The sequence below is a fragment of the Colwellia sp. SU-HH01217 genome, assembly GCF_057543495.1.
Genome location: NZ_BAAJLX010000003.1, coordinates 330,873 through 352,405 on the forward strand (window position 1 = coordinate 330,873; position 21,533 = coordinate 352,405).

Below are 21,533 nucleotides of genomic sequence, written 5' to 3' on the forward strand. Positions count from 1 at the left end.
TAAATTACGAGGGAAATATTTAGTCGTATGGTTAATTGGTTAAAATTGATAATGCTTTAAAAACACATCATAAATATGTTTATCAACTTCGGTCCCATAACAGCGTGTATGTTTAAACTCCCCATTTTCTTCATAAACACTTGAGTTATAGATTAAATATTTAATTTCTTTTTTCCCTTGCACTCTAGATGGATAATTCTTCAGTATGTCAAATCGGCTTAGTCGCTTTAACATATCAGATAAACAGTGTTTATCTATTTGAAATTCTGAAACATGATGTCCGAGATATTCATTTTTTGTATAACCTAACACCTCTAACTCACACTCATTTGCATAGACAATTACTCCTTCTGGTGAAACAGCATGAATACCTATTGATGAGTTATTAATGAAGTCTTCTGGGTTTTCTGTAAACATTCATCACCTAATTAACTGTAGTATTTCTTTAAATTCGTTTGCTCGACAATCTTTAACTAATTCAAATAAACACATTTCAACATTGGTAATATCAACGCCTCTATTGATGAGTTTATTGACAGCTAACTCTTTATTATTCAATGAACGAGAAGAAATGCAATCGCTGACAAGTTGGACGTTATAACCAGATTGTTGTAGGTGCAATGCGCTTTGATAAACACAAATATGCGCTTCAATACCGCAAATAAGCCAATGATTAATATTAGCGTCACTTACGGCTTTCATAAATGAAGGGTTTTCACACGCATCAAATGTATACTTAGTGATAGGCGTTTGGTCTGTTAATAACATGCTAATATCATTAATTGTTTTGCCAATTTTTTCGGGGTTTTGTTCTAGCCATATAATAGGTAAATCAAGAATGTTTGCCCCAGTAATAAGCTGTTTACAATGAGCAATTAATTGTTCACTCTCGTGTACCATACGAGCAAGTTTGCCTTGTATATCAACAATTATAAGTCCGGTGTTATTTTTAGTGAGCATATCAATTAACAGCCAATTAAGTGTGATCTATTTGAATATCATTTGGAAAAGGATTTCCAGTGCCTGTTTCAAGTGCATCTTTAAGGCTCAATAAGAAAACAGCCCACTTCATATTACAATGTGCCATAAAATTCGTTGGTTCTGCCCAATTAGCATGGGTAAAGTTAACATACGTTTGGTTATCTTCAGTTGCTAATTGAAACTTAATCTCTGTACCAGACCATGCCTCAAGAATACTCCCTGAATGTTTCCAGCACACTGTTTTATTAGTGATTAATTTTGTCACCGTAAAATCGGGCCCGCCACCGTTGAATCGAAACTTAATGGTGGATCCTACTTCTCCGGCTCCTGAAACGTCGTTAGTCCACCACTTTGTTAGCCCTTCATCAGTTGTTAAAGCGACATAGACGGCTTCTACTGATGCGTTAATTCCTATTCTGTGGTGCATATCAATCATTACAAACGGCTTTAATCAATTAATCGTTAAATAGTGATAACATAAATTGTTTCAATTAACGAGTTTTCTCTCAGGGACTGTTAATCACTTAAAGATTAATTATGACGCTTTTTAGTTTTAACTTAGCTTTAATATAGCGCTAGCTTGACATAAGTATCATAAATCACTTTGTCCATATCCCTTTTTCAAGATGTCCTTGAATGGGCGTATTTTCACTAAACGAAATATCAGATTTTAATTTACGTTGATTATTATAATCTTTGGTAACAGCCACGATAGTCGGTGTTAACACTAAAATCACCCCAACATTAATCACAGTCATTAGCCCTAGCGATAAATCGGCAAGTGCCCAAACATCTGGTAAAGCAGCTACGGTTCCCCAAAAAGTAAAAGTAAGAAATATTGCGGTATATCCCCAACGACCTGCTTTATTATCAAGTTTAAAATAATGCAAATTATTTTCAGCATAAACATAATTGGCAATAATAGAGGTAAATGAAAATAAACAAATTGCAATTGAAACAAAGTGATTCCCCCAACTACCTACATGCTCTGTCATTGCAAATTGTGTTAAGCGTATGCCTGTAAGATCTGCCGTTTCAGGGCCCACAACAAGTAAAATCATCATGGCTGTCGCGCTACAAATAACAATAGTATCAATAAATACACCTAACATTTGCACGTAGCCTTGAACGGCTGGATGGTTCGGGTTTGGTGTTGCACATGCTGCAGCATGTGGAACAGAACCAGATCCTGCTTCATTAGAATACAAGCCACGTTTTATGCCATTAATAATAGCCGCGCCAATAGCTCCGCTTCCAGCTTCTTGTAAGCCAAATGCTGAATTAAAAATCAAAGCAAAAATAGCTGGTATTTTGTCAAAATTTATCCCACAAATTACCAATGCAATTAACAAGTAAACAAGTCCCATTAAAGGGACTAAAATGCCTGACACTTTTGCTATAGATCTAACGCCTCCCATAACAATCGGTAAAGCTATCAAAACAATAATAGAGCCAGAAACGAAAGGATCAATGTGATAAACGTTATTTAACGCATCCGCCATCGTATTGGCTTGAACAGAGCTAAAAACAAAGCCATAACCGACAAATAAACACACAGAAAACAATACGGCTAACCAAGGTTGGTTTAAGCCCATGTTAATGTAATAAGCTGGGCCGCCTCGATATTCGCCATTAGCATCTTTTACTTTGTAGACTTGCCCCAGTAAACTTTCGGAATAACCGGTTACCATGCCGAGTAAAGCAATCACCCACATCCAAAAAATTGCACCAGGTCCACCCAAAGAAATAGCAATAGCAACACCGGCTAAATTACCCGTTCCTACTCGTGCAGCTAGACTTGTCATTAATGCTTGGAAAGAAGAAATCCCCGCTTTGTCACTTCCATTACTTGTTTTCATTAATTGAAACATATGAGTAAAGTGTCGAAACTGAATAAGCTTTAATCGAAAGCTAAACCAAATCCCGCCAGCGAGTAACAAATAAATAAGTAGATGATTCCACAAAATACCATTAGCAAAATTAATAAACTGACTCAAACTTTATCCTTTTTTTACGGTTAACTTACATCATAATCGAACTCTAAGGGCAAATGAGTCGACATTTATTGTTATAATTTAGGGCGATCTATAGCGATTCTTGAGGTGTAAATTCAAATTGTTTATCTAAACAGCTGATGCCAAGACCACTACGTTTTTTTACTTTAATTTGAACTGCTATACGCTCTTTTAACGTATCAACATGACTAATAACACCAATCATTTTACCACTGGCGTTTAAGTTATCTAATGCATCTAATGCGATTTCCAGTGTATCATTATCCAATGTACCAAAGCCTTCATCTAAAAACAGAGAATCAATACTCGTTTTAGCACTAACCAGATCTGATAACGCCAACGCCAAAGCCAAACTAACCAAAAAGCTCTCCCCACCTGACAAGGTTTTAGTATCTCTTACTGTATCAGCTTGCCAAGTATCAAGCACTTCAAGTGTGAGTGCATCGCTATTTTGACATTGCAGTTGGTAACGAGCATGTAACCTTAACAATTGTTGATTCGCTAAATAAACAAGGTGCTCTAGCGTTAAACCTTGAGCAAAACGTCTAAATTTATCTCCCTGTGCAGAGCCAATTAATGCCGTTAAGTGAGCTAAATCGTCTAATGATTGTTGCTGTGCATCAATTTGTTGCAGCAATAACTGTTGTTGCTCTCGTTTACTGTTATTTTGACTCAAAGTTTGATTAAGCTCACCTTGTTTGAGTTGCCATTGATCATGCTGTGTTTGCAACTCTTCTAACCCTTGAGTTAAATCGATTAAAGATTTATCAACAAGATTTTGAGGTAAAGTACCTTTTTCTTGTGTTAATAAACTAAGTTGCTGATTATATTGATCTAGCACTGCTTCAGCTTGTTGTTTATTACTGTTCAACTCTTGTTGTAATCGTTTTAAATTGTCACGTTTTTCAATTGGAAGTAAAGCGGATAAAAAATGCGCCTCATCGGTAAAAATACTCTGCGTTAAACAAATTAACCAATCTTCTTTTATTCGTTGCAAATGCGTGTCTAACTCACTTAACTGATTACTGTTTGCTTGATGTTGGCCTTGTAAAATATTAAGTTGATCAGTCAGATTATTAACGACATTTTGTTCTGTGGTTATAACCGCTTTTGCATTGTCTCTTGACGATGATATTTGTTGACGAACTTGTGCCACTTTTTTATCAGTAAACAATTTAAAGCGTTCATTCTTAATGGCCTGCATGGTTTCATTACATTGCGTGTACTCTGTGATAATTTTTTCTAATTGTGCTTCAATTTTCTCAATGTTTTGGTTATTAAAATCACCTTGATGAGCGAATTGGCTTTGCTTTTCTTGTTCAACCACCTGATTTTTCATTGCATGGTGAAAACGCTCAACTAAGGTTTGTTGCTCCTGCCACCAATGCTCAAAAGTCGCCTTGGTAGGACATGGCACTTCATCATTATTTTGTACTTGTTTAATATCGGTAACTACTAACAACCAGTTATCTTCAAGCTCTGCCCTTTTTATTGTTAATTGCTCCAAAACTTGAGCAGACAACAGCGATTTTTGTTCAATGTGATTAACAAAAATTTGTAATTGATTTTTTTGGTTTAATTGTTGTTTTTCAATAGTCGCTAACTGTTGTTGTTTGGTATTAATCTGCTCATTTATTTTCATTAACGAGTCGTTTAACAACAATAGTTTTTGATACCTTACCTCAGTTTCACTACACCATTGTTCAATAAAATTTAACCGCGCTATAGGGTAATTTAGCTCAAGGGAAACGGCATGTTCTTGCCAATGGGCTGACAGTTCTGATTGCTCATTATTATTTTTTATCTGGCTTTCTTTTAAAGTGGCAGTCGTTAATGCTAATTGACTTAGTTGGAGTTTACAGTCATTGCCTTTTAGCTCTAATGCCGATAACGCTTTCTCAAAGTCATTCAATCTTTCTTGCATTTGACTATCTTTAATTGGTTGATAGCTTTCGATTAATGGATGTTCAGTTGAGCCACATAACGGACAAGACTGTCCTGCTTGTAAATTGTCTCTATGCTCGCTAAGCGCCATAATAGTTTGCTGTTGAGTGACAATTAATTTTACATCATCATATTGTTGCTTTTCAGCTCGGTAACTATTTCTACAAGCAGTCAACTCGTCTGACACTGCTAAAGTTTGCTGTTCAGTTAGCTGAATTTGTTGTTGGTTTTTTTCGGCTTCTTCAACGAGTTGTGAAAACCGTCGAGCATTAAATACTAACTGAGTTGTAAGAGATTGTCGGCTTTGCATCAATTGAAGCTGGCTCTGTAGAGCTTGCTCATTAAGATGGTTTGATTGATTAGCCTTTTCGTTTGTGTAGTTAGCCAGTAAAGTTAACTTGTTATCTTGTAGCTGTTTGATTGCTGATGATAAACTTTCTACATCATTGTCATTACCGGTTGACTCGATTACATGGGATTGTTTATCGTTATTGAGCTGCTTAAGCTCGTTAACCAATTCACCATGCTGTTGCTCAAGTTTTTCAATCGCAGAGCTACTTTGCATTAAACCAGTAAACTGATTTTGCCATAAAGGTAGTTTTTCCGGTAACTGTTTAACCCAAGGATACGCCTTAAAAAACTGTTCAATATCCGCCAAAGTTTTTAAACTTTGTTGATTTAACTTCAAGAGTTCGTTTTGTTTTTTGCTATATTGCTCAAGTTCATTACGACAAGCGGCATGCTCAGTATCTAAAAGTGTGACTTGTTGCTGTTGGTGCGAAATTTGACTATCGAGTGGCAGTATTTTTTCTGCAATTAAATTTTCCGTTTCGACAAACTCTTTTTCTTTCGCTGCTTGTTCAAGCAATACATGATTAAGTTTTTCTTTTGCGCTCTTGGCTTTTAGCTCGCTAGTATTAATTTGTGCAGCTAACTCTACTAACGATTTTTTTTGCACTTCATACCGGTTCAGCAGTTGCTGATATTCTTGATAAGGTATGCGTAAATTTTCTGCTGGCTCAGACAACTCAAGTTGAGACAATTCATCTTTTGCTGCTAACGACTGCTCTTTAACATCATTGACTCTGTGCTGTGCTTGCTTAACCAATTGTTGCTGCTCATGCATTTTTGATTGCCATACATGAGTTTTTTGCCAACTTTCTTGTAACAGACGATGGCTTTTTTGCTCTTTTAATACAGCCTCTAATTCATTCTTCAACTGCTCTTCTTGTGCAGTGGATAATAAACTTGCTCCTTGGCTTTGCGCTTCTAATAGCTTCAGCTGGTTTTGTGCTTGTTTATGGTTTTCAAAGACTTGTTGTGAGACTAAACCATATATCTCACTACCTGTTAACTCTTCAAGTAACTCGGCTCTTTCATTAGCTGGCGCATTTAAAAAAGCTGAAAACTGCCCTTGAGATAGCATCATCGATTTAGTAAATCGTGAAAAGTCTAAACCCGAAATGCGGGCAATTTCACTGCGGACTTGAGAAACCTTAGTTGCTAAAATTTGATCGCAATCTTCGTCATTGATAAGGGCCAACTCAGCAATTGGTTTTTGTAAGTTACCTTCTAATTGATTTTTTGCTCGTCGTTGGCTCCAAAAAGCACGATAAGCTTGTCCTTTAACTTCAAACTCAACTTCCGCTAAACAATTTGCAGTATGGCGCGTCATTAATTGATTTTGTTTATCTGATATCGTTAATCGTGGCGTTTGATGATAAAGCGCTAAACAAATAGCGTCTAAAATTGTGGTTTTACCCGCGCCTGTGGGACCTGTAATAGCGAACAAACCCGAATTATCAAAAGGCGATTGCCTAAAATCAATTTTCCATTGGCCTTTAAGAGAATTAATATTTTCAAATCTGAGGCTTAAAATTCTCATGATTGCCCCTCAACATCGCAAACAGCTTGTTGAAACAAAACCTTTAAACGAGACTTACGAGCCAACTCCTCCTCTGTTTGCCAGCTCTCCTGCTCGAGACGGGTATTAAAAACATCGGTAAGGGTAAGCTCATTTAACGTGATTTTTTTCTGATTATTTGGCATCACTGAACGAGATTTTTTACTGCGCCTTACTAACAAAATTTCAACGGGTAAATCACTAATAAGCTGAGTTATTCTATTTTGTAGATCTTGCAAGTAGTCGCTACTTTCAATTTCAATGTCTAACCAAATTTTTTGTTGATCTTCTGGTTTATTATTTGCTTCGTGCGATTGAGCAGTTTTAGCATTCACTGGCATTTCAAATTGTTTGATATGTTCAACTACAGTGTCGACCAAATCATTCAAACGAGTTTTTATCATCATGATGGCTTGAAAACTTGGAATCTCAAGCTCGGTTACTTTCTCGAGTTTGTTATGGTTAAAGTCGACCATTAACACTTTCTTCGTTTGAGTTGCTTCATCAAAACTTAATGGGATTGGTGAGCCGCAATAACGAATGTGCTCAGTTTTAGCTATTTTTTGACTGCGATGAATATGACCTAACGCAATATAGTCAGCATCAGGAAACGCATTCGCTGGAAATGCTTCAAGAGTGCCAATGTAAATATCGCGAACAGACTCACTTAAGGTAACACCTACTGTCGTTAAGTGCCCAGTAGCAATTATGGGTAATACTTTTTCTCCTGCTTTACTGGCAAGTCTTTGTGCATGTTTAAACAAGCCTTGGTAATGATCTTTTATGGCTTGTTGCAGCGATTGATTTTTATCATTTGCTGACTGCCCCGCTTGGCTTTTTAAAATATCACGAGGTCTGATAAACGGAATAGCACAAATAACAGCTTGTGCCTTACCTAAGTGATCTGTTAAATAAAAAACTTGTTCGTCTAGGGTACTACTCGTATGACTATCAATAGATTGTGCATTAGGAATTACAGTAGTTGATAAATTTTTCAACAGTTTTTTAGACTCTGCTAACATAGCAACAGAATCATGATTACCCGCTAAAACAACTAACTGACAGTTGAGTTGATGAATACTAACAACGAAATCAAAATACATTTCTCTTGCGTAACTTGGCGGTGTCCCTGTATCAAATATATCTCCAGCCACAATAACGCAGTCAACACGATGAGTTTTAACTTGCTCTAACAGCCATGTTAGAAACTGTTGATGTTCTTTTGCTCTACTTTTTCCATAGAAATTTTGACCAAGGTGCCAATCAGAAGTATGAATAATGCGCATATTGACCACTAAAACCTAAGCTATTTTATTTTTTATATTGCCGGCTATTCTAACTGAATAATAATGACTTTTATATTTATTTACTGGCTAAAACAGTGCACTCAACTATCTTTAAAAAATACAATAATTACTCAGTAAGGAATAAAATATGTCTAATCATCGCACCTATAAAAAATTAGAAATTGTTGGTACTTCTCCTAATAGTATTGAGGAGGCTATTCAAAGTGCAATTTCAGAGTGTGCAATTACCATTAAAAACATGGATTGGTTCGAAGTAGTTGAAACACGTGGTCATATCGTTAATGATACGGTGGCACATTTTCAAGTAACATTAAAAATTGGTTTTAGAGTTGAGGCAAGTTAACAAGATTAACTTGCCAATACATTGTATTAAGGAAAATAGATGACGCCTGCGGTTAACCAAGCAAAAAAGCAAAAAATTGCTTTTGAACTTCATAGTTATATTCACGATGTCAACGCGAGTTCTTTTGGACTAGAAGCAGCTGAAAAATTAGCCGTTGATGCAAGTAGAGTATTTAAAACCTTAGTCGTTAATGCGGTAACAAACCATGGCGAACAACTTGCTGTTGCTATTGTTCCTGTTGAAAATCAATTGAATTTAAAGGCAATGGCTAAAGCGTTAAAGGCTAAAAAAGTGAAAATGGCCGATGCTAAACGGGTTGAAACCACTACAGGGTACGTACTTGGTGGTGTTAGCCCTTTGGGACAAAAAAAGCGATTAACAACTATCATAGATCGAAGCAGTACATCATTTAACACTGTTTTTGTTAGTGGTGGAAAACGCGGTTTAGAGATCGAATTATCGGCAAATGATTTAGCAAAAGTAACTCAAGCGACATTTGCCGACTTAGCAAGTTAACCGAGACAGTTAACTGTTCAATCAATAAATACTGTTAGTTAGTTCAATATAATTTAGCCATTAGGTTTTAATATCACCTTGCCATCACTTTTATTATTCGCGTAATGATCAATGGCTTTAGCAAAATCATCAAAGCCAACACTGGCATATATATCTGTTTGAAAAATCCCTTGAGCAAATAATTTTTGCACCTTTCGGCTTAACGATAATACTTGCCAAGGAGTAGCATCTCCAATGTATTTAGCCAACCAAAAGCCCTCTACTTTTACATTTCGAAAAATAACATCCGCCACACCAAACATGCCGCCAATAGGATTATGAGTGTCGGTTAATCGACCATAAACAATCGCGGTGGAGTTATTCGGCATCGCATTTAATACTTCTGGGGTGTCTTTATCAGCAACGGCATCAAGTAAAACCGTTGCATTAAATTGATAGCAAACTTCTTTCAATTTAGCTTTGTATTCTTCATCGGTCGTTAACAACACAGCATCAGCCCCTAAAGACTTTAACGGTTGAACATTTGTTGCACTTCGTACTGTTGCTATAGTTTTAATGCCTTTCATTTTAGCGTAACGAATTACACCTTTTCCGACTTGACTCGCTGCGGCATTAATAACGATGGCTTTTGCTTTAAGCTCAATGGCCCGTTCAATCAAACACACTGAAGTACAAGGGTTAACGATAATAGTTGCCGCTTGATCGTCAGTTAGCTCTTTTCTAACAGGTAAGCAGAAATTGGCTTTGGTAATGGCGTATTCAGCCCAAACACCATCTATTCCAGGTTGAGCAGAAAGTGCAACACGTTTTCCTTCAAGGTATTTTCCATAAATACCAGCATTTGCTTTAACAACCACACCACAGCCTTCAAAGCCAACGAAAGCACCATCTTGCGGTGGTAAACCATATTTTCCTAACAAATAAACTAAGTCGGATGGGTTAACAGGCGCAGACAACATTTTTACCAATACCTGACCTTTTCTAAGTGCCGGAATTGATTTGCTGATTAAGCTAATTCGCTCAGAAGACGGGGCTTCGGCATCATCAAAAAGCTTGAGTGAAAAACCTTTATTTACCATTTCAGTTGCGTTATTAATTATCGCAGTCATAGTTACTTCCAAGAAATTCAAGTGCCCTCAGACTAACACAAATAATTGCCTTAGTTGCTAACTTTAAAGTGAATAAAATGAATGAGCTATTGAATTAGATGAATAATATTATTATCTGAAAGGTAAGCATTATCTACCAACTGTAATTTATTATATCGAATCATAGATTTAATTTCGTCAATATATGCTTGACCACGCTCTGAGTATTTATCCAAGGTATCTGCAAGCACTAATCCGGTTATTTCTTTTTTGTTATCGCGTAGCTTTTCTCTTAATTGACGAAGCTTTTTATATGCCCCTGTCGTATTAATATTCAGCATATACCCTTCTACCGACGCTAACGGGCTTTCAAATCGTGCCAAACCATAATCACCTAATGCTTTGCGTTGTCTCTTAGGCTTCATCCCTTTACCACTGAAATCCCATTGTCCAAAAAAGGCATTACCCTCAATCGTAAACCGAGATGTTCCCCAACCACTTTCTTTAGCAGCCTGAGCTAACACTAACGAAGGCGGCATTATATCAACTCTGTTCAATAATGCTTTTCGCTTAGTTTCAGTCATTTTTTGATTATCGCTTTTAAGTACATGATATTTTATAGCGGTTAATTTAAGTACAGGTGAGTCAAGCTCTGCTTCACGAACCAATACTCGTTCTTTGAGGATATTTTCATTAGACATTAAAACTAATGGTCCCATTACACGAAAAAAAATTTCTTTTTTAACGTTAACTGGTAGATTTTTTGAAGAGTGGTGCCATCGTTCTCCAACAGAGTCAAAAGTAATTCTTGGTACTTCTCTGTTGCCTTCTTGCCAATCTTTATCAGTGTAATTGAGTGATTGAAACAAATCATTAATATCGTCTAAGGTATTAATTTTTACATGAAGAACTTTTCCTTTAGTCTGATGAGCACTGGTCGAGCTTTTTGAAACCACTTGCTCATTTGTTTGAGCTTCAAAGCCGAGCATTGAAAAGCCAAGACCGCCAGTTAGACACCAAATTTTTGTTGATAATTTTAGCACTAGAACCCCTAATTAAAATTGATTGCTTTAAATTGACTGCTTTAATTTATTCACCTTTACAAATAATAAACTTACTGTAAATTAACTGCAAAAAGTACATTACTCTTAATTAACGATACAACGAACATGAAATACAAAACGATTACTTCTGCTAAGCAAAAGTCTATTGCTTTAGTGGCGCACGATAATATGAAGGCTGATTTAATTTCATGGTGCTTAGAATACCAAGACAAATTACTCAACCATAAACTCTTTGGAACTGGCACCACAGGCGCTTTAATAGAGCAAGAAACCACATTACGAGTGAATAAACTCATTAGCGGTCCATTAGGCGGCGATCAACAAATAGGTGCATTAATTACCGAAGAAAAAATAGATATGCTAATTTTCTTTTGGGATCCGTTAGAAGCACAACCACATGATCCCGATGTAAAAGCCCTACTGCGTTTAGCCGCTGTTTGGAATATCCCTGTTGCGTGTAACCATTCAACCGCTGATTTTATTATTAACTCTTCTTTATTTGATCAAACGTTTGAGAAATCGATACCCGATTACCATAACTACCTTGAAGCTAGGAAATAACTATTTGCTAGCGCTCTCCTTTTTTAAGAAGAAAACGCTAGTCAGCCTTTAAATAATAAAACCTTTTATATCTCGATAATCGCTAAATCGACTCAAATAAGGTTTTATTATTAACATACCCCAAGTCTTTGTTATACTCACTAATAACTTATACCACCATGTATTTATCATTCAAAAAATGAACCATAAAACGCCTGCATTTTTACCTAAATTTTTTGCAACAACAACACTATCATTAGCATTATCTTCACCATTACTTGCTCAAGACTATAACTTAGATGAATATTGGCGTTATGCGCAATTATACAAAAATGAACAAGGTAATTTTTTAAACCTCTCTGGACGACTTCAAGGCGATGCCGCATATTTTGATGATCACAACAATGACTATGGCGACACACTGTGGCGACGCTTTCGTTTTGGTTTTAAAGCAAAATATGGCCATATTAATGCAGATTTAGAAGCCAGTTTAGACCTTAATAATGGCGCAAAATATGAACGCCTCACCGACGCAAATTTAAGCTGGTTACTCGACAAAAACATGAAGTTAACAGTACTAAAACACTCGGCTGGCTTTACTTTAGATGGCAGGACGTCATCAAAAAAACTTTTAACACCGCAAAGAAATAACTTAACGAATAATTTATGGTTTACCGCTGAGTACTTCACTGGTATTAGTATACAAGGCGGGTTTGATAACAATATGTCGTATAAAGGCGGTATATTTTCGAGTGATGATTCTAACGAAATTGGCCTAACAGGCGCTAGTTACTTTGCCCTTTTATCATTAACGGCTAATTATAATAAAACGCCGTTATGGCAAAAAGCGCAAGTGACTCTAGATTATGTATATAACGATGTAGATGAACAAGGCAATACCCGTGATTTTAGTCATGTAGTCAGTTTTTCAAGCAAATTAAACTTTGGCAAATGGCATATGTGGAACGATGCTTCTTATGGTCAAGGCGATTTAGAACAAAGTGATTTATGGGGGCTTGTCGTCATGCCTTATTATCAACACACCAAAGAAATACAATGGGTAATGCGATATACCTACCTAGATAGTCAGCACCTTAATGGTATTAGACTGGGAAAGTATGAAAATCAAAATATCGCAGGAAAAGGCGATAACTACCGTGAAATTTATGCCGGAATGAATTACTTAATTAACCAACACAAGCTTAAAGTTCATTTAGGAGCGCAGTATACTCAAATGAAAGACACAGCAAATGATGGCGGAAAATATAATGGCTGGGGAGTAACGTTAGCTTTTCGTAGCTATTGGTAAGTGGTTAATAGTGGATAATGATAAATAGTTTATATAAGCCGTTATTTTTTTGAAAAATCGCTTTAACGGCTTTCTTTAACGGCTTAAATTGCAGTTTACAGGAAACTTGAATAATATTCCTTCAAAAGTAGTATGAGTACTAATGTCAGTTAAGTTTTTCGGCTATAGCTTTTCTACTTCCGCTAAACTTTGAGTAAATTCGGCTAATTCTAACTCTGTGCAATCACCATCTTCAGGCCAATTTATACCAATAATAACGCCATCACTATTTAAGTCTTCGATCCAAAATTCAAACCAATCCCTTAGTGATATTTGCGCAGGCACATAGTTAGCCCACTCTTGAGTGCAATGCTGATTAGCTAACGACTGTTCAGACCATAACGGCATCACATCAGTATTCTCAAAATTAATTGAGTCGAGCACAACCCAATCTTCACTCTCTTTATCTTGCAATGCCCATAGTGTTTGGCTAGTTTTTACACTCGCTAAAAATTCAGCAAGGATGTTCGAGTTATTTGTAGTTTCACAAGTCATTAGAACTCTTTATTAATAAATATAAACTTGAAGCAATTATACGAGGTATTTGTTTAGGGAACAAACTTAATGGAGGGGTATTAAACGATGAATAAAAAAAGGGATGCAAACAGCATCCCAAACAGGTAAACACGAGCAATTCTTTAATATTAGTATTAGCTACTAATACGTTTTTGAGCAGCAGCGCTAAGTGCTGATGAGTTAATTGAAGCTATGATTTTTTTAACTTGTGATTTAGGCAGTTTGTTTATCATTAATGTGCCTGTTTCAACCGCATTATTAGATGAAGCAAACGATAATAAATTTTGACCATTACATTGCACGCCATCAAAAATTTGACGAATTTTTAATTTATTACTTTTTAAGTAAGAGCGTAGACGTTTTTTATCGTCTGCAGAAACATATTCACAAAGCGTTTGTGCCACATTAGAAGCACTAGCAACAGGACTGTAAGTCGTAGACAGGAGAACAAGAGTAGAAACAACAACTAATAACTTTTTCATTAGAGACCTTAATTTACAATTTAACTAAATAAGTGAAACGTACATCAAAGCGACCCTTTATTTGCTAGGAGACCCCGCTGTCATAGGTTTCCCCTTAGACCGGTAGCTTTGCGTAATACTTTTTCAAGTATGTTGCCGTTTCTGCTGCGGCGTATTATACAGATAAAAAGTATTAGGTGATAATTTAAAAGATAAATTGGCCAATAACTTAAACTAATTCTTGCTAATTTTGTAAACAAATAGATACATTTGTACTTAGATACTCATTACAACCTGCTGATAGACATGTTAAACTCGGTGTTGAGCACTCAGATTAATTTTATTTTACACTTTCATTGAGAATAACATGCAAGACATCCCTGAATATCAAGTTGTTGAAATTTGTGAGCAACCTATTCCACTTTGCCAGTTACTTAAAGTCGCTAATTTAGTTGGCGGTGGCGGCGAAGCCAAAATTGTGATCAGCGAAGGATATGTATTTGTTAACAATGAAGTGGAATATCAAAAAAGAAAAAAAGTTTATGAAAATGACATTGTTGAATTTAATGGTGAAGTGTTTCAAGTCGTCGTAAATGCCAACAGTAAAGTAGAAACTGTAAAGCCTATTAAAATAGCTGCTGCTCCAAGCAAAAAGCCTACAAAACAAAAAAGTAAAAAAAATGGTAATAAAGCACAACCTTCAACCTCAAACAATACACATGAAATAAGCCCAACACCTAGTACTGCCGGTAGAAGAAGACCTATTTCATTTTAGCTTGGTTATTTTGGTTTCATTGAACGTAATTTATAATGATTAAGTAATTTTCTTTTGCCAGAAAATTGCTTTTCCCATTTTAGGATCTAACTCATATCCAGAGTAACCGTACTTTTTATAAGCATTTTTGGCAATTTCATTGCCCTCTAGAACTTCTAAAGTGAGCTTACAACAACCTTTTTCTTTAGCCAACGCTTCTACTTCAATAAACATCTTCTCACTTAAGCCCAATCCTCTAAATTTAGGTAAAACGGTAACATCATGTATGTTCATCACAGGTTTTGCGCTAAAAGTAGAGAAACCTTCAATGCAATTTAAAAGCCCTGCCGCTTCGTTGTCTACATAACAAAGAATAGAAAAAACATCTTTTCGCTGTTTTAAAGACGTTATCAGATTTTCTTGAACATAATCATCAAGAGGTTCTCCTCCTCCCATAGGATCTATAGCATAAGCATTTAATAGCGCAATTAAGTCCTCGCTTTGCTGTTTATCGTTATAATCGGCGCGTATAAGTTGTATATTCATCGGTAGCTTCCCATTTAGGATCTCTATTTTTTAACGTTACTATACGCCAGTCAATATTAAAGAACAGGCAATAGATATATTTTATTGCCACTTTGTTTAACAACGATAAACGCTAAATTTTTGTTAAAAAGGACAATATATCACTTACACCTGATAAGCCGCCCTGTTAGAATGTGCGCAATATATAACACGCTTTTTATTTTACGGATCTTATTCCGAGGAAAATCCTAGCAATGCGCACGAGTCAATATTTACTATCTACCTTAAAAGAAACCCCAGCAAGCGCTGAGGTTGTTAGTCATCAATTAATGTTACGCGCGGGTTTAGTGCGTAATCTTGCTTCAGGTTTGTATACTTGGTTGCCGACAGGTTTAAAGGTATTAAAAAAAGTTGAAAACATTGTCAGAGAAGAAATGGAACGTGCTAACGCTATCGAAGTGTTAATGCCGCTGGTTCAACCTGCTGATTTATGGGAAGAGTCTGGTCGATTAGACGATTACGGACCTGAGCTTTTACGATTAAATGATCGACATCAGCGTGACTTCGTTTTAGGTCCAACGCATGAAGAAGTTATCACTAAACTTGTCAGCAATGAAATTAATAGCTACAAGCAGCTGCCGTTAAATGTTTTTCAAATTCAAACTAAATTCAGAGACGAAATACGCCCTCGCTTTGGTGTAATGCGTGGTCGTGAATTTTTAATGAAAGACGCTTATTCTTTTCATTTATCTCAAGCGTGTTTACAAAGTACTTATGATGCAATGTTTGCTGCTTATTGTCGTATATTTGAACGTTTAGGTTTAGATTATCGCCCAGTAATTGCTGATACAGGCTCAATTGGTGGTGCCGTTTCACATGAATTTCATGTGCTAGCAGATTCTGGCGAAGACGATATTGCATTCAGTGATAAAAGTGACTTTGCTGCAAATATCGAAAAAGCTGAAGCATTAGCACCTGCAGGAGAGCGCCCTGCACCAAGTCAAGAATTAACCCGTGTTGATACCCCGAATACTAAAACCATTGACGAGGTTAGTACGTTTTTAAACGTTGATCTCAACACCACGGTTAAAACCTTACTTGTCCTAGGTAAAGCACAAGAAAATGAAACCGCACCAATTGTGGCATTAGTTCTTCGCGGTGATCACCAACTCAACGAAATTAAAGCAGAAAATCTTGAACAAATTGCTTCACCATTAACTTTTGCCAGTGAAGAGCAAATTCAACAAGCTGTAAATTGTAATGCGGGTTCGATTGGTCCTGTTAACTTATCTATCTCAGTTATTGTTGACCGAAGCGCTGCACACCTAGCTGATTTTGTTTGTGGTGCAAATACAGATGGTGTTCATCTTACCGGTGTTAATTGGGACCGAGATTGTAGCAATTATACCGTTGAAGACATTAGAAATGTAGTTGAAGGCGATCCAAGCCCTTGTGGTAATGGCAATATTATTATCAAACGTGGTATTGAGGTCGGTCATATTTTCCAACTAGGCGATAAATATGCCCAAGCAATGAAGTGTGGCGTGTTAACAGAAGCTGGTAAAAACCAAATACTAACCATGGGCTGTTACGGCATTGGTGTTTCACGTATTGTGGCCGCTTCTATTGAGCAAAATCACGATAAATATGGCATAAAATGGCCTTCTGCGATTGCCCCATTTCAAGTGGCAATAGTGCCAATGAACATGGCTAAATCAGTACGTGTTAAAGAAACCGCCGAAAATATGTATGACCAACTTAAAGCTGCTGGTATTGAAGTATTATTTGATGACAGAAAAGAGCGTCCAGGCGTGATGTTTGCCGATCACGAATTAATCGGCACTCCCTATTTGCTTATTATTGGTGAACGTAATCTAGACAATCAAGAAGTTGAAGTTAAAAACCGTATAACGGGTGAAAAATCTATGATGGCAATTGACGACATTATGAGCTTATTTTCTTAAAACTCTAAAAATTTACACATCATTTAATACTCTTCCAGTAATAATTTATTGGAAGAGTATTTTTTTATAGATTATTATTTTCTATTTCTAGAGAATGACTTCAAACGCTTACCGAGCTCGCTGGTAAAGTTTATTATTTGACATACATCCCAATAAATCACACGATTGAAATACTTGGCTAGTCGATCATTTAACGATTTAAAAGTCGTTAACGAATGGTCATTAGGTTTAAAGCATTGCCAAATAAAGTGGTGGCAATTGTTGTTTATCATATGATAGTCACGATATTGATAAATCTGCTGAGTTGCCAATAACGCTGCCGCTTCATTAACTAAAGGCGCCCCTGTAGAATCGCACGCAATAAATATTTGCTTACCAGAGCGTTCACGAATGAAGCGCTCGCTAGAAACTGCTTTAATTAACCCGTTACCGCCAAGCTCTACAATTAAATTATCACCTATCCATATGCCAGTGTGATCTAGCACACCACCTATACCACAACAAACAATAGCGCCTATTTCAGGTTCAACAGTTCGCGATGAGTCTAAAAAATCACTTGGGTATATCGCCACGCTTGATTGGTATTCATTAAAGTCGTCAAGCGTTTGCGGCCTCATTAACTTGCGGCGATATTTTTGCTGAGATCTACGATCCCCGTTTAAGCCATTCACAGCTAAGGCAGACAATGCTGCGGCCCCTGCAATAATTAAAGGTAACGCCATAAACACCTCAGACTTTCTACGTAATTAACCTACTAATAACCAGAATAGCTTTTTATAAATAAATTACATTAAAAAATTTGCAAGAAACTGTTTCAATACCGGAAAATATTGGCAACAATGGAGTTGAATCGCAAAGCTATACACATACTGAGAATTAGGCACCATGAAACGCATTAAAAAATCACCAAAACTCGACAACGTTTGTTACGATCTTAGAGGACAAATTGCTGTTGAAGCCCGCCGTCTAGAAGACGAAGGACACAAAATTCTAAAACTCAATATTGGTAACCCTGCCCCTTTTGGTTTTGAAGCCCCTGATGATATTTTAAAAGATGTAATTCACCACTTACCCAACTCTCAAGGCTACAGTGAATCACAAGGTATCTATTCAGCTCGCGTCGCAGTAATGCAATATTTTCAGCAACAGCAAATAAAAGATGTACGTGTTGCCGATGTTTACATTGGTAATGGTGTAAGCGAGCTTATTGTTATGGCAATGCAAGCCCTATTAGACAACGACGATGAAGTATTAATCCCCGCACCAGATTACCCATTATGGACGGCTGCGGTATCTCTTTCTGGTGGTAAGCCCGTCCACTATTGTTGTGACGAGTCAAATAACTGGTTTCCAGATGTTAAAGATATTGAAAGTAAAATAACGAGTAAAACTAAAGGGTTAGTATTAATTAATCCGAATAACCCAACAGGCGCAGTTTATTCTGAAGAAGTATTACTTGAAATTATTGCCTTAGCGAGAAAACATCAACTCATTATTTATAGTGATGAAATATACGACAAAATTTTATTTGATGAAGCCAAACATATCCCTACAGCAAGATTAGCTAACGATGTTCTTGTTATTACTTTTGGTGGTTTATCAAAAAACTATCGTATCGCAGGTTTTCGTGCCGGCTGGATGGTAATTACAGGCCCTAAAATACATGCTGAAGACTACATCGAAGGGTTAACCCTACTTTCATCAATGAGGATGTGTGCTAACGTACCTTCGCAACATGCAATACAAACAGCACTTGGCGGCTACCAAAGTATTAATGAGTTAATTAAAGGTGATGGCAGATTAATTAAACAGCGCAACCTAGCCCATCAAATGATCAACGAAATTGATGGTTTATCTTGTAACCCTGCAATGGGAGCATTGTATTTATTTGTAAAAGTCGATAAAGAAAAATTCAATATCAAAGATGATGAAAAGATGATTTTAGACTTACTTAAACAAGAAAAAATACTTTTAGCCCATGGCAGAGCGTTTAATATTCAAGAGAATAATTATTTTCGTTTAGTTTTTTTACCACACGTTGATGAACTTCGTACCGCGCTAGAAAGGCTTAAAACATTTTTCAACACATACAAACAGTAACATTATTTTAATAGTGCCTATCGACCATAAATAAAGGGATCATCATGAGTACAGCAACTTCACGCCTAACCGCTAGACTAAACAGAATGAGGTATTTACAGCGATGGCCTTTGATGAGAAAAACTGAAACAGAGAATGTTGCTGAACATGTATACGAATCAAACACTATCGCGCTAACTTTGGCGCTGATAGAAAAACATGTCTTTGATAATAATGAAATTGATCCCTATCACTGTTTAGCTATTTGCCAAGTACATGAAAGTGAAGAGCCTCTTTTATCTGGCGATCTCAATACTATCGCCAAAAATGCAACGCCAGGAATGAAAGCCGCTTACGAAGAAATTAAATCTGCTGTTCAAGAAAAAATAATCAGCGATATTCCTGATGAGCTACAAGCTGCATTTGACGCAATCATACGACCAACCCCCTCTTTAGAATCAGAATTTGTAAAATGTGCGGACATTATTCAAGCATACATAAAAACAAAACAAGAAGTTAGAAATGGCAATGGTGATGAGTTTATGGATGCCGAGTCTAGGCTTGGCCACAAATTAAAAACATTAGAAAACCAATATAAAGCGGTTAAATACTTTAATAAAACTTTTCTCCCTTCACATTTTGTAAGCGTTGATAAACTCTTAATTAATGAAGTTTAACTGCTATTTTTTACACTCAACCGTTTCACTTGTACTTACCATTCTTGAGTCGACTTTAAAAGAGCAAACAAGTATAAAGACTCAACCCTTACAATATGTTAGCTTATGGAGTCATAAAATGTCTTAGAGGCTCAAGTATTAACGTGTTAAAAATATTATTAGTGGATGATGATACAGAATTTACCGAAGTGGCTTGCCATATTATTGAATTTTTAGGCCATGAAATTTGTACGGCAAGTTGTTTACAGGAAGCTTACGAATGGCTAGAAAATAATAGCTTTGATCACATACTCTTAGATTTTATGCTACCCGATGGCAGCGGATTACATTTAATTGACCATATCGAAAAATCAAATCATTCCCCATTTATCACATTAATTACAGGCCATCCTTTAGTTAAAGGAGTATTAACAGGCTTGTGTGGGCCTAAAGTAAATTATTTGGCTAAGCCGCTACAACGAGAAGATCTAGAACAAGCCTTAACACCACAAACAAGTTCAAAAACATCAAAGAAATCATCCAAAAATCTGCCTAAAAAACATTTTGGCTGCTTAATTGGAGAGTCTGAAGCAATGCAAGAGGTTTATAAAATGATCTCTCGAGTTGCTTTAACCCAAGCAAACGTTATGATTTTAGGCGAAAGTGGTGTCGGTAAAGAGCTAGTCGCACAGGCAGTTCATAACGAAAGTAATCAAAAAAACAATAGCGATACACAATTAGTCGCCACAAATTGTGGCGCACTTGCAAAAGATCTAATTGCCAGCGAATTATTTGGTCATGAAAAAGGCGCATTTACTGGTGCAATAGAAAAAAAGGATGGCGTATTTTTACGAGCAGGTGACGGCACATTATTTCTCGATGAGATAACCGAAATGCCTATTGACATGCAACCCAACCTTCTAAGAGTATTAGAAAGCAACCGGATAACGCCTCTTGGCGGGACAAAAGAAATAGCTGTAAATTGTCGAGTAATTTCAGCGACCAACCGTTCTGTTGAAGAAATAGCTCAAGATAAAGTATTAAGAGAAGATATTTACTTTAGATTAGCTGTATTCCCTATTGCTATTCCACCACTACGTGATCGAAAAACAGATATTCCATTATTAGCAGCGGCATTTCTTGAAGAGTTAAACCAGGAATATCAGCAAAACTGTCAATGGAGTGCAGCGCAAATTCAACGATTAACCGATTACGATTGGCCCGGCAATATTAGGGAGTTACGACACACAATTCATCGTGCGTTTATTATGTCAGATCTAACGGATATCGACAGCACCCACATAGAGCTACCTAAGAACTTTCGCTCGCCCTTCTCATCAATTTCTGAAAAACAACATAGCTTAAGCGCAGGCCGCACAATTGAAGATGTTGAACGGGAGTTAATTAAAGTAACCTTAGAAGAAGTTGAAGGAAATAAGTCGCTTGCAGCAAAAATGTTAGGCATAAGCATAAAAACCTTATATAACCGCTTACATGCATACTCAGATTTTGAAGAATAAATAACGCTT

General features: G+C 36.5%; 21 protein-coding genes and 1 riboswitch. Of the genes, 9 read left to right on the plus strand and 12 right to left on the minus strand.

The window, feature by feature from the left end:
* Positions 1–39 precede the first annotated feature (39 nt).
* The 6 genes from AC27G3_RS06535 to sbcD form a co-directional block, all read right to left on the minus strand.
* Positions 40–417: a PAS domain-containing protein gene (locus tag AC27G3_RS06535; protein WP_487119906.1), complete on the minus strand. Its 378-nt coding sequence runs from the start codon at positions 415–417 to the stop codon at positions 40–42.
* A 3-nt stretch (positions 418–420) separates the two neighbouring features.
* Positions 421–960, minus strand: coding sequence for an isochorismatase family protein (locus tag AC27G3_RS06540; protein WP_487119907.1), 540 nt, complete (start codon positions 958–960; stop codon positions 421–423).
* Between the two features lie 16 nt (positions 961–976).
* Complete coding sequence (locus AC27G3_RS06545) at positions 977–1,417, minus strand: SRPBCC family protein (protein ID WP_487119908.1); 441 nt, start codon at positions 1,415–1,417, stop codon at positions 977–979.
* A 163-nt stretch (positions 1,418–1,580) separates the two neighbouring features.
* A complete protein-coding gene (locus AC27G3_RS06550) occupies positions 1,581–2,978 on the minus strand; it encodes an alanine/glycine:cation symporter family protein (protein ID WP_487119910.1) in 1,398 nt (465 codons plus the stop codon).
* An 88-nt stretch (positions 2,979–3,066) separates the two neighbouring features.
* Positions 3,067–6,825 carry an AAA family ATPase gene (locus tag AC27G3_RS06555; protein ID WP_487119912.1) on the minus strand — a complete coding sequence of 1,253 codons (3,759 nt, stop codon included), beginning with the start codon at positions 6,823–6,825 and terminating at the stop codon, positions 3,067–3,069.
* Positions 6,822–8,129 (minus strand): exonuclease subunit SbcD, encoded by a 1,308-nt coding sequence (sbcD, locus tag AC27G3_RS06560; RefSeq protein ID WP_487119914.1) that lies wholly within the window; start codon positions 8,127–8,129, stop codon positions 6,822–6,824. The genes AC27G3_RS06555 and sbcD overlap by 4 nt, the downstream gene beginning before the upstream one ends.
* 148 nt (positions 8,130–8,277) lie before the next feature.
* On the opposite strand from sbcD, the gene AC27G3_RS06565 reads away from it, so the two are divergent.
* Together AC27G3_RS06565 and ybaK are read left to right on the plus strand one after the other, a co-directional pair.
* Positions 8,278–8,493: a dodecin gene (locus AC27G3_RS06565; RefSeq protein ID WP_487119916.1), complete on the plus strand. Its 216-nt coding sequence runs from the start codon at positions 8,278–8,280 to the stop codon at positions 8,491–8,493.
* Between the two features lie 39 nt (positions 8,494–8,532).
* A complete protein-coding gene (ybaK, locus tag AC27G3_RS06570) occupies positions 8,533–9,009 on the plus strand; it encodes a Cys-tRNA(Pro) deacylase (RefSeq protein WP_487119918.1) in 477 nt (158 codons plus the stop codon).
* 53 nt (positions 9,010–9,062) lie between these two features.
* Here the strand turns inward: ybaK and AC27G3_RS06575 are convergent, their stop codons facing one another.
* Positions 9,063–10,118 (minus strand): zinc-binding dehydrogenase, encoded by a 1,056-nt coding sequence (locus tag AC27G3_RS06575; RefSeq protein WP_487119920.1) that lies wholly within the window; start codon positions 10,116–10,118, stop codon positions 9,063–9,065.
* Between the two features lie 86 nt (positions 10,119–10,204).
* Positions 10,205–11,140, minus strand: coding sequence for a glucosaminidase domain-containing protein (locus tag AC27G3_RS06580; protein ID WP_487119922.1), 936 nt, complete (start codon positions 11,138–11,140; stop codon positions 10,205–10,207).
* Between the two features lie 126 nt (positions 11,141–11,266).
* On the opposite strand from AC27G3_RS06580, the gene AC27G3_RS06585 reads away from it, so the two are divergent.
* Together AC27G3_RS06585 and AC27G3_RS06590 are read left to right on the plus strand one after the other, a co-directional pair.
* A complete protein-coding gene (locus AC27G3_RS06585) occupies positions 11,267–11,722 on the plus strand; it encodes a methylglyoxal synthase (RefSeq protein ID WP_487119924.1) in 456 nt (151 codons plus the stop codon).
* A gap of 178 nt (positions 11,723–11,900) precedes the next feature.
* Complete coding sequence (locus AC27G3_RS06590) at positions 11,901–13,010, plus strand: porin (protein ID WP_487119926.1); 1,110 nt, start codon at positions 11,901–11,903, stop codon at positions 13,008–13,010.
* 162 nt (positions 13,011–13,172) lie between these two features.
* Here AC27G3_RS06590 and AC27G3_RS06595 read toward each other — a convergent pair whose 3' ends face one another.
* Complete coding sequence (locus tag AC27G3_RS06595; RefSeq protein WP_487119928.1) at positions 13,173–13,544, minus strand: DUF2750 domain-containing protein; 372 nt, start codon at positions 13,542–13,544, stop codon at positions 13,173–13,175.
* Positions 13,545–13,699: 155 nt separating this feature from the next.
* Complete coding sequence (locus AC27G3_RS06600) at positions 13,700–14,047, minus strand: DUF3718 domain-containing protein (protein ID WP_487119930.1); 348 nt, start codon at positions 14,045–14,047, stop codon at positions 13,700–13,702.
* 64 nt (positions 14,048–14,111) lie between these two features.
* A riboswitch (cyclic di-GMP riboswitch) is annotated at positions 14,112–14,194 on the minus strand.
* A gap of 199 nt (positions 14,195–14,393) precedes the next feature.
* Between AC27G3_RS06600 and AC27G3_RS06605 the strand changes: the two genes are divergently transcribed.
* Positions 14,394–14,801 (plus strand): RNA-binding S4 domain-containing protein, encoded by a 408-nt coding sequence (locus tag AC27G3_RS06605; protein ID WP_487119932.1) that lies wholly within the window; start codon positions 14,394–14,396, stop codon positions 14,799–14,801.
* A 39-nt stretch (positions 14,802–14,840) separates the two neighbouring features.
* On the opposite strand, the gene AC27G3_RS06610 is transcribed toward AC27G3_RS06605, so the two are convergent.
* Entirely contained in the window at positions 14,841–15,326 is a 486-nt protein-coding gene (locus AC27G3_RS06610; protein ID WP_487119934.1) for a GNAT family N-acetyltransferase, read from the minus strand.
* A 233-nt stretch (positions 15,327–15,559) separates the two neighbouring features.
* On the opposite strand from AC27G3_RS06610, the gene AC27G3_RS06615 reads away from it, so the two are divergent.
* Positions 15,560–17,269 (plus strand): proline--tRNA ligase, encoded by a 1,710-nt coding sequence (locus AC27G3_RS06615; RefSeq protein ID WP_487119936.1) that lies wholly within the window; start codon positions 15,560–15,562, stop codon positions 17,267–17,269.
* 74 nt (positions 17,270–17,343) lie between these two features.
* Here AC27G3_RS06615 and AC27G3_RS06620 read toward each other — a convergent pair whose 3' ends face one another.
* On the minus strand, positions 17,344–17,991 hold the full coding sequence (locus AC27G3_RS06620; RefSeq protein ID WP_487119938.1) for a hypothetical protein: 648 nt from the start codon (positions 17,989–17,991) through the stop codon (positions 17,344–17,346).
* Between the two features lie 163 nt (positions 17,992–18,154).
* Here AC27G3_RS06620 and AC27G3_RS06625 point away from each other — a divergent pair, with 163 nt between their 5' ends.
* The 3 genes from AC27G3_RS06625 (at position 18,155) to AC27G3_RS06635 (ending at position 21,524) form a co-directional block, all read left to right on the plus strand.
* The gene (locus AC27G3_RS06625) at positions 18,155–19,369 is read left to right on the plus strand and encodes a pyridoxal phosphate-dependent aminotransferase (RefSeq protein WP_487119940.1); all 1,215 of its coding nucleotides are present in this window, start codon (positions 18,155–18,157) and stop codon (positions 19,367–19,369) included.
* A gap of 44 nt (positions 19,370–19,413) precedes the next feature.
* Positions 19,414–20,025: a 5'-deoxynucleotidase gene (yfbR, locus tag AC27G3_RS06630; RefSeq protein WP_487119942.1), complete on the plus strand. Its 612-nt coding sequence runs from the start codon at positions 19,414–19,416 to the stop codon at positions 20,023–20,025.
* 143 nt (positions 20,026–20,168) lie between these two features.
* The gene (locus tag AC27G3_RS06635; RefSeq protein WP_487119944.1) at positions 20,169–21,524 is read left to right on the plus strand and encodes a sigma-54-dependent transcriptional regulator; all 1,356 of its coding nucleotides are present in this window, start codon (positions 20,169–20,171) and stop codon (positions 21,522–21,524) included.
* Positions 21,525–21,533: the final 9 nt, after the last annotated feature.